Source organism: Klebsiella sp. C360 (assembly GCF_048822415.1).
Classification (GTDB): domain Bacteria; phylum Pseudomonadota; class Gammaproteobacteria; order Enterobacterales; family Enterobacteriaceae; genus Klebsiella; species Klebsiella quasipneumoniae.
Genome location: NZ_JBMEZZ010000009.1, coordinates 151,210 through 159,722, shown reverse-complemented (window position 1 = coordinate 159,722; position 8,513 = coordinate 151,210). Strand labels below are relative to the sequence as shown.

7 protein-coding genes and 1 tRNA gene are annotated in these 8,513 nt (G+C 58.7%); 3 read left to right on the top strand and 5 right to left on the bottom strand.

Going from position 1 to position 8,513, the window contains the following annotated elements; translation table 11 throughout:
- Positions 1-5: 5 nt before the first annotated feature.
- From ACOI7D_RS21365 to ACOI7D_RS21350, 4 genes are all read right to left on the bottom strand, one after another.
- Positions 6-82 (bottom strand) — tRNA-Pro (locus ACOI7D_RS21365).
- A gap of 91 nt (positions 83-173) precedes the next feature.
- Positions 174-1,868, bottom strand: a complete 1,695-nt coding sequence (eptB, locus tag ACOI7D_RS21360) for a kdo(2)-lipid A phosphoethanolamine 7''-transferase (protein WP_023291311.1) — start codon at positions 1,866-1,868, stop codon at positions 174-176.
- Between the two features lie 242 nt (positions 1,869-2,110).
- Positions 2,111-3,316, bottom strand: a complete 1,206-nt coding sequence (locus tag ACOI7D_RS21355; protein WP_023291312.1) for an MFS transporter — start codon at positions 3,314-3,316, stop codon at positions 2,111-2,113.
- A gap of 241 nt (positions 3,317-3,557) precedes the next feature.
- Positions 3,558-4,202 carry a lipase gene (locus ACOI7D_RS21350; protein ID WP_023291313.1) on the bottom strand — a complete coding sequence of 215 codons (645 nt, stop codon included), beginning with the start codon at positions 4,200-4,202 and terminating at the stop codon, positions 3,558-3,560.
- 142 nt (positions 4,203-4,344) lie between these two features.
- Between ACOI7D_RS21350 and tag the strand changes: the two genes are divergently transcribed.
- Positions 4,345-4,926 (top strand): DNA-3-methyladenine glycosylase I, encoded by a 582-nt coding sequence (gene tag, locus ACOI7D_RS21345; RefSeq protein ID WP_064158048.1) that lies wholly within the window; start codon positions 4,345-4,347, stop codon positions 4,924-4,926.
- A complete protein-coding gene (locus tag ACOI7D_RS21340) occupies positions 4,904-5,344 on the top strand; it encodes an N-acetyltransferase (protein ID WP_032454332.1) in 441 nt (146 codons plus the stop codon). The genes tag and ACOI7D_RS21340 overlap by 23 nt, the downstream gene beginning before the upstream one ends.
- Here ACOI7D_RS21340 and ACOI7D_RS21335 read toward each other — a convergent pair.
- Positions 5,313-7,643: a molybdopterin guanine dinucleotide-containing S/N-oxide reductase gene (locus ACOI7D_RS21335; RefSeq protein WP_109546826.1), complete on the bottom strand. Its 2,331-nt coding sequence runs from the start codon at positions 7,641-7,643 to the stop codon at positions 5,313-5,315. The genes ACOI7D_RS21340 and ACOI7D_RS21335 overlap by 32 nt on opposite strands.
- A gap of 166 nt (positions 7,644-7,809) precedes the next feature.
- Between ACOI7D_RS21335 and ACOI7D_RS21330 the strand changes: the two genes are divergently transcribed.
- Positions 7,810-8,472: an OmpA family lipoprotein gene (locus ACOI7D_RS21330; RefSeq protein ID WP_023291317.1), complete on the top strand. Its 663-nt coding sequence runs from the start codon at positions 7,810-7,812 to the stop codon at positions 8,470-8,472.
- The last annotated feature ends 41 nt before the right edge of the window (positions 8,473-8,513 follow it).

The following is an 8,513-nucleotide window of genomic DNA, read 5'->3' as shown; positions in this document are numbered from 1 at the left end:
GAATTTGGTCGGTGATAGAGGATTCGAACCTCCGACCCCTTCGTCCCGAACGAAGTGCGCTACCAGGCTGCGCCAATCACCGAATGCGGGGCGCATCTTACTGCTGGGATGCACCCCCGTCAATGCCTTATTAGCAAAAAATCAATCAAGCGGCGAGAATCTCGCCACTATTGCTATTCCTTCGCCGCTTTCTTCGAAGCCGGCACGCGACACCAGTTGTTGTTCTCGTTGATCCCGCCATCCGGCGAGGTATAGCCGAGGCAGCCCATAATGGTGTCGTACAGCTCAACGTGGCGTCGCGGCACCTTCATCGCGGCCTGCTGCTGCAGATGGGCGAACGCGGCGGCATGATCGGGATTCTCCAGATATTTATCCGACATCCAGACCATCATCGGCACACGGAACTGTTCCGGCGGCGCCATTTTGCGCGGCGTACCGTGCAGATGTTCGCGCTCGTTAATCGACTCGCCATGGTCGGCGGCATAGAACACAATCGCTTTCTTATCCCGCAGCTGGTCGAGGACGCTGACGATAAAGTGATCGACATAGGTCACGCTGTTGTCGTAGGAGTTAATCAGCTCCGCTTTAGAACATTTGTTGTCGACGCCGACACACTCCGGCTTCCACTGGGCGAAGCTGCGCGGATAGCGTTGGGTATAGTTAAAGTGCGAGCCTTTAGTATGGAGGATGATCAGGTGCTTACCGGAGGCATTGCCCTGCGCCATACCGCGCTTCATCTCATCCACCAGCAGCATATCGTCAACGCTCTTGCCGCGGTTACGCGGTTCGGCGCCAATCTGCTCGCGATAGGCGATATTGTTGGCCATCGTGTTGCTGTAGAACCACATCTCACTCTGCATGGCGTACAGATTGCCGCTGAAGCCCAGTTGATGCAGCACCGCAAAGACGTTCTGCTCTTTGAGGGTCCGCTGCGGATTATCCTCTGCCCCGCCCTGACGCACAAACATGCAGCGTAACGACAGCTTGGTGGCGGTATCGCACGAGTAGCCGCGGAAGGCGACCAGATTCTTCTCTTTCGCCAGCTCTGGCGTAGTGTTGCGGCTATAGCCGAGGATGCCCATATGATCCCAGCGGGTGGTTTCGCCAATGATAAACACCACGTAGGTGTCATCGAGCCCTTCCGGGGCGACGTAGGTAAATTTCTTCGCCGGGTTAATCAGCGATTTGTTGTCTGAGGATTCATCCACCTGCGCCCAGGCGTACAGCCCCAGCGCCGACAGCCAGTTCGATGGCAGGTAGGAGTTGGCGATCACCCCGCCGTAGCTCGGCATATCCACTTCAGAATGGCGCTCTACATCGTGTTGGCGCAGCTCAAGCAGGCGGATGGGGCCCCAGACGATGAGGCCGGCCAGCACCACGATCAGCACGTTTTTAACCCGCTGGCCCGGGGTACGCAGTTGGCGCAGCAGCGTATGACGGCAACGGTTGCTCCAGATAAACAGCAGCGGCGGGGCGCTCACCGCCGCCAGCCAGAGGATCAGATGCCAGCCGATGACCTCTTTCGACAGGTCGATATCGGTGGTCATCACCGAGGCGATAATCCCGTAGCCAATCACCACGTTGAGGAACGTCATGTAATAACTGGCGGCGGCGGAAAACAGAACAATCAGCGTCGCCAGAATGCGCCAGATACGGCGGCCGAACAGCGACAGAAGACGTAACAGGAAGAAGGTGACAAAGACCGTGGCCACCAGTTCAACGACACCGGAAAGCCCTTTCCAGAAAGTGAACTCTTGAGCATAACCATCGAAACGCCGAAAAAAAACGGCGACGTTCATAAACCAGCCGATGTACAGCGCCAGCCAAAAACTAAGCTTCTGCTGCGTCATCGTTCTAATATATTTCATGCAAGCAAACCTGGAAAAAGAAGAATAAAACACCGCCTGACGCTGTGGCATGAGTCAGTAGGCTAATAGGGTGCGTTAGGGTTGGTTATCAGAAACCTCTACAAAGCGCGATAAGTAGACCACAGGGAACGGGAAAAGTATCAGGAGGGAATGTGATCCAGCCAAACATTTACAAAACATTTGGCTGGATTGGCACTATTTGCTTAGGGTATTAATCAGGGGCACGTTTCACGCTGTAGGTTTCAGGCGTGCGCCTCGCTATAGACACTGCCTTTCGGCTGACGAATGGTGGTGGAAAGCGCCAGCGAAATAATCAGCAGAGCGAAGATCACGCAGAAGGTGACGTAGAAGCCCCCGAACAGCGAAGCGATGAGGGAACCGCAGATGCTGCCGATACCAAAGCCCAGATAAATGACGCCATAATTTTTCGCCAGGTTGTTCAGACCGAAGAATTCACTGACCAGCGACGGGAAGACGGTGATGGTTCCGCCGAAGTTAAAGGCGACGCAGGCAATCGCGGCGAAAAAGGTCATGGCATTCAGCGGAGCGAACAGCAGCGCGGCCATCCCCACCAGCGACACCACCTGACCGAGGGTGATCACGCGAATGCGGGAGATTTTATCGGACAGGATACCTAACACCAGGCGACCGCTAAGGTTAGCGATTGAGATAACCGTTACCGCATTGGCCGCCGTGGCGACATCCAGATGGACCATCCCCTGCGCGATATCTTTCGCCACGCCAATCACATACAGACCGCTCATGCAGGCCGTCAGGAACATCACCGCCAGCATCCAGTACTGCGGTTTACGCATCGATTCGGCGAGAGTAAAGTCATTTTCCACGACGCCGTTGGCCGCGGTGGTCGCCGTATGATTTGGCGCATCTTTCATCAGGGTCGCGCCAAAGACGATCATCACCAGCACGATAGCGCCCCAGATGACGAAGGTTTTTTCCAGACCGACGGTGGCCAGCAGATGAGTATCAATGAATTTGAACCCCAGGCTGCCGAGACCATAGGAACCGATGGAGAAGGCGGAAATCAGCCCTTTGCGTTCCGGGAACCACTTCACGCAGTTCGACAGGGTCAGCAGATAACCGGCGCCGTCCGCCAGCCCCACCAGCACGCCCGCGCTCAGCCACAGCATCATCAGGCTGTTGGAGTGCGCGGTCAGGAAGAAGCCCAGTCCGAGCAGGATCCCGGAGGCCATGGTGACGCGCTTCACGCCGAAACGCTCCTGCAGCTTGCCGGCGACCGACGAGGAGAGCGCCAGCCCGAGGCTCAGCAGGCCAAAGGAGAAGGCGACCTGGCTGACCGGTTCGCCCAATTTGTCAGACAGTGAACTGTTAAACAGGCTCCAGGTATAAACCGAACCGAGAGCGAATTGGGTGATGATGGTGCCGATAAGCGTAAGCCAGCGGGTCGATTGACGGTTTGCAGCGTTCATAGCAGTTGTCCTGATAAATTAACTGCCGCCACAATAGCGAAGGCCCCTCATCCAGTGGGGGAAAAAGGCATGAACTGCCATCAGCAGGGAATGAAATGCATTAATGGCGGAATGAATGGCATTGCATGACATTCATTCCGCGAATATCAGCAAAAAAGTTAGTGTGCGCTATCTCACAGAAATGCGCCATTACTGAGATTTAACAATAACCGCATCGTTTCAAACGCGTAACAATCCCCGCTCAAAAGTTGGCGCTGACCCCCATCAGATAGAGCGTATTTTCCCCCGACGGGACATTATCCGCCTGCGACAGGGTGGCCCATGCCGCCACATGCGATCCCAGCGGCATATCGGCGCCCAGGGTGACATCACTCCAGCCGCCCTCTCTGGCGCGAGTGGTCGGCGACCAGGCATCGCTGGCGAGCGACTGGTTATAGCTCACCTGAGCCCAGGGGTGCACGCCCCACAGCGACTGATAATCCATACGCCAGCCGAGCGTGTTGACATATCCCGTCTCGCCAACGCTTTTCGTCGCCGGCGCGCTGTAGTCGCTGCGCAGGCTGGCCACCGGCCCGGAGGTCATGCCGTTTGCCAGCAGATAATTCCAGCCGACGCTCATCCCACGGCTGCTGTCCGGCGGCGCCAGCCCCTGGTTTAACGCCAGTCCGCCCGGCGTTTCAGACGACTTCATCCGCTCGGCGAGGATATCTTCATAGCGTGGTTGGTGATCGCTATCCCATGTATAACGTTCCGACGTATTACTTTTTGTATCGATAGCGATATATTCCTGTTGCCAGGCATTCGCTCCAGAGACACACGATACCCAGACGGATACGCACACCGGGAACAAGAACCCCCGGAGGCCATTGCATTTCTTTATTATCATTAATGCGACTCCAGAAAAGAGCCGAATCGGCATTATTGCTGTGTTTTTTTGGGGATACGATTTCCCTGTATTAACTATTATCTTTATCTTTCAGTCGTCAAGCCGGGGCGTCCACTTTTTTAGCGCAAAGGGAGAAATAGCTATGCAGCGTTGCGGATGGGTGAGTCAGGATCCGTTATATATCGAGTATCACGATACCGAATGGGGCGTCGCGCAAAAAGCGTCCCAGCGGCTGTTTGAAATGATCTGCCTTGAAGGCCAGCAGGCCGGGTTGTCGTGGATCACGGTGTTAAAAAAACGGCAGAACTATCGCCAGGCTTTTCACCAGTTCGATCCGGTGCGCGTGGCGGCGATGGGGGACGATGATGTCGAGCGGCTGCTACAGGATACCGGGATTATCCGCCATCGGGGAAAAATCCAGGCCATTATCGGCAACGCCCGGGCGTATCTGGCGATGGAGGAAAATGGCGAGTCGTTCACTGATTTTGTCTGGTCTTTCGTCGACAATGCGCCGCAGGTCACCCGCGCGGCGACGCTGGCGGAGATCCCGACCACGACGCCGGCCTCTGATGCGCTTTCTAAAGCGTTGAAAAAACGCGGCTTTAAGTTTGTCGGTTCGACGATCTGTTACTCTTTTATGCAGGCCTGCGGGCTGGTCAACGACCATGTCACCGGCTGCTTCTGTCACCCGGGAGGTCAGGATGATCCGCAAGTGGGTCGCTAAAGATAATACACCGCTGCTGGCCCTGTGGCTGGATAGTACGATCCATGCCCATCCCTTTATCAGCGAAAGCTACTGGCGCGACAGCGTCGCGGTGGTACGGGACGTCTATCTTCCCGCCGCCAGCACCTGGGTCTGGGAGCGTGACGGAGAGCTAAAAGGCTTTGTCAGCGTGCTGGAGTCCCGCTTCGTCGGCGCGCTGTTCGTCGCGCCGGACGCCATCCGCCAGGGCATTGGCCGGGCGCTGCTGGATGAAGTCAAGCAGCACTACGCCTGGCTTAGCCTTGAGGTTTATCAGAAAAACGAATCAGCGGTCAGTTTCTACCATGCGCAAGGCTTCCGCATTGAAGATTGCGCATGGCAGGATGATACTCAGCACCCCACCTGGATTATGCGCTGGCCGGCGGATCAAATGCTGTAAGCGGCAGCGCCGGGCCGGTATATTTCTCCAGCCATGCCAGGGCGGTGTTCCCGGCACAGCCGTTGCCCAGACGGGATGTCGGGATATCTTTGGTTAAGACGTTTACCGCCCCGTTTTTGCAGATGCCCGCCACCGGATCCAGGTCGGGCCACGCCCCTTCATGCAGGCATATCACCCCCGGGCGGATCCCCTCCGTCACCACCGCGCCGGCCAGCACCTGACCGCGGGCGTTCCACACCCGCACCAGATCGCCATCGGCAATCCCCCGCGCCCGGGCATCCTGCGGATGAATAGTCAACGGTTCGCGTCCGGCGACGGCATAGCGTTCGCGCAGCGCGGAGTAGTTCAGTTGACTGTGCAGACGGTGTGCCGGATGGGCCGACAGCAGCTGCAGTTGCCCCGCCTCGGCGTTGCCATGCCACTCGTCGGGCTCCAGCCACATCGGGTGCGGCGGGCAGTCGGCGTAGCCAAAGGCGGCGATGGTCGGCGAGTGGATCTCAATTTTACCGCTCGCCGTTTTCAGCGGGTTGGCCAGGGGATCGTCGCGGAAGGCGGCGAAGCGGATGAAACGGGCATTCTCCGGCGCCTCCGGCATCTCAATCAGCTGGTTAGCCTGCCAGAATTCGGCAAACGGCGGCAGCGTCACCTGCTGCTGGGCGCCGCGCCGGGCGGCCATCTGATAGAAGGTCTCCAGCCACTGCAGATCGCTCTTCCCTTCGGTAAAGCGCTCGCGGCCGCCCGCCTCCCAACGTTCGCTGAGGTCGGCAAAGACCGCGAAATCATCGCGCGCTTCACCCCGCGGGGCGACCACCTGCTTCATCGGCACCAGATGCTGATTGCTGTAGTCCCCGGTCATCGTCAGATCGTTGCGCTCAAACGAGGTGGTCGCCGGCAGAACGATATCGGCATGACGCGCGGCGGCGGTCCAGAAGCATTCGGAGATGACGATAAGCTCTGGTTTCTGCCAGGCCTGAATCAGGCGATTGGTATCCTGGTGATGGGTAAAGTTGGCGCCGCCGGCCCACCAGATAAAGCGAATATCGGGGAAGCGCCGCGCCATGCCGTTGTGCTGATACTCCGCACCCGGTTTCTCCAGCGCCTCGACAATCCGCGCGACCGGGATCTTCTCCACGGCGTCCACGCCTCCGGCCACGCTCCCCTGCATCGAGCCCAGCACCGCCGCGCGGCGGGTCGGGTTGCCGCCGTTGGCGAAATGGTAGGAAAGCCCAAACCCGCCCCCCGGGGTGCCAATCTGCCCCAGCATCGCGGCCAGGGTGACCAACATCCAGTGTTTCTGCTCGCCATACTGCTGGCGCTGCATGCCCCAGCCAGACATCAGCATGGTGGTGTTTTCGTGGAAAAGTTTCGCCAGTTCGCGGATCTTATCAGCTGAGACGCCGCAAATAGCCGCCGCCCAGTCCGCGGTTTTCGCCACGCCGTCGCTTTCGCCGGTCAGATAGCGGGCAAAAATCTCGTAGCCGCTGGCGCAGCGGGCAAGAAACTCGTCGTCCTGCCAGCCATTCTCCACCAGCGTATGGGCGATACCCAGCATCAACGCGACGTCGGTGCCCATATGCGGCGCGATCCACTCCATCGAATCGCCAAAGAAATCGACCGTTTCCGATCGCATCGGATCGATGCAGATCAAGCGCTTGCCGCTCTGGCGCAGCCGGTCGAACCACGGGATACCCTGCTCGTCGGAGGCGTTCCAGGCAATTTTCAGCGTGTTCAGCGGGTTGGCGCTCCACAGCACCACTACCTCGCTGTGCTCCAGCACCAGCGGCCAGCTGGTCTGCTGCTGATACACCTCATTGCCCCCCACGACGTAAGGCATGATCGCCTGCGCCGCGCCGGTGGAGTAATCCCCGAGATGGCCGGTGTAGCCGCCCGCCAGGCTCATATAGCGCTGCAGCAGGGTGGCCGCCTTATGCAGGACGCCGTTAGAACGCCAGCCGTAGGAGCCGGCAAAAATGGAGGCCGGTCCGTAGCTTTCGCGGATCCGACGATGCTGGGCATCGATCAGATCCAGCGCCTGCTCCCAGCTCACCCGCACAAATTCATCGTGACCGCGGACCCCCAGGGGCTTGTCCGGAGAGGCGAGAAAGCCTTTGCGCACCATCGGGTAGCGCACGCGGGTTTTGCTGTGCACCTGGTCGCGCACCGCCGTTTGCAGCGAATTGGCAAACGGCGTCGCCAGCGCGCCGCGGGAGGAGAGGACGTTTTCCCCGTCCGTTTCCACCAGCATCGGTCCCCAGTGGGCGGCGGTTAAAATGGTTTTGGTTGCAGATGAGGTTGGCAAAGGCGGCTCCTGGTCAGCGAAGGCAGGTGTGGTGACGGCGCGATCGGCGCCGTTCAATGTTATTTACAAAATGAGATGGTATGCGGGGAATTTTCTACGTATTCGCGCGTCATAATCAACCGTCACGTTCGCTGTGGCAAAGAATAAAAAGGATTAAGGACATTAAATGAAAAAACGCGTACTTATGATTGCGGCTCTGGTCAGCGGCACCCTGGCCGTTTCCGGCTGCACCACCAACCCCTATACCGGTGAGCGTGAAGCTGGCAAATCCGGTATTGGCGCAGGTATTGGCTCCTTAGTGGGCGCTGGCGTCGGCGCGCTTTCCTCCTCCAAACACGACCGCGGCAAAGGCGCGCTGATTGGCGCAGCGGCAGGCGCGGCGCTGGGCGGCGGCATTGGCTACTACATGGACGTGCAGGAAGCGAAGCTGCGCGACAAAATGCAGGGAACCGGGGTCAGCGTGACGCGAAATGGTGACAACATCGTGCTGAACATGCCGAATAACGTCACTTTCGACAGCAACAGCGCCAACCTGAAACCGGCCGGCGCCAACACCCTGACCGGCGTGGCCATGGTGCTGAAAGAGTATGAGAAAACCGCCGTTAACGTCGTCGGCTACACCGACAGCACCGGCAGTAAAGACCTGAATATGCGTCTGTCGCAGCAGCGTGCTGACAGCGTCGCCAGCGCGCTGATCACCCAGGGCGTGGCGGCCAACCGCATTCGCACCACCGGCATGGGCCCGGCGAACCCCATCGCCAGCAACAGCACGGCGGAAGGCAAGGCGCAGAACCGTCGCGTGGAAATCACCCTCAGCCCGCTGCAATAAGCGCATCCTCATGTTGCCCGGCCGCGCCTCTGCCGGGCAAA